At 69.1% G+C, this 609-nt stretch carries 1 protein-coding gene and 1 pseudogene; both read right to left on the bottom strand.

Translation table 11 applies throughout. From position 1 onward, the window contains the following. Positions 1 to 162, bottom strand: a pseudogene (locus tag AC1DTN_RS38395) (MFS transporter); the annotation flags it as partial. Further along, a partial coding sequence (locus tag AC1DTN_RS38390; protein WP_477925433.1) for a glucan biosynthesis protein occupies positions 123 to 609 on the bottom strand: 487 nt, incomplete at its 5' end. The pseudogene AC1DTN_RS38395 and the gene AC1DTN_RS38390, both read right to left, overlap by 40 nt.

The raw sequence follows: 609 nt of genomic DNA, 5'->3' as shown, positions 1-609 counted from the left end.
GACCAGCGTCACCTCCAGACCGTCGAGCACCCATGCCACGCCGAGCGCGATGACCACGCGCCAGTGCCAGCGCGACCAGGGCAGGCGATCCAGGCGTGCGGGGATGTCGCTGCGCGTCAGGCTCATGCGAGCGTGCGCTCGGCCAGCGGCGGCGGCATCCATTCATAGAGCCAGGTCTCGCTGAGGGCGCGCTCGCTGCCGGAGACCGTGCCCTTGAGGTGCATGCGCAAGGTGATCGGCCCGACGAAGTCGCCGGGCACGATGTCGAACATCGCACGCACGCCCTTGACGGCATCCAGCGGCCGGGCCGAAACGATCTCGACCTCGCCGGTGGAAACCGTGATGACCGGTTCGATCTTGGCGTTGAGCACGTCGAGCCCGCTCAGCGGCCCGCCGGCGAAGTCGATCGCGAAGCGGTACGACCAGTGCGCGCGCTTCTGCCCGATCACGCCGCCCACGCCCGTGCGGGTGGCGACGCAGGTGGCGAGTGCCGGGCGAACCGGTGCATCCGTGCCCCAGTAGAGCCGGTAGCCGTACAGAAGCTCCTCGCCGCGCCGCGGCTTCCTCGCCGGATTCCAGAAGGCAACGATGTTGTCGAAGGTCTCGTTC

Source organism: Rhizobium sp. 01T444 (genome assembly GCF_056398305.1).
Note: the sequence above shows the minus strand (reverse complement) of the source record. Positions and strands in the feature narration are given on the sequence as shown.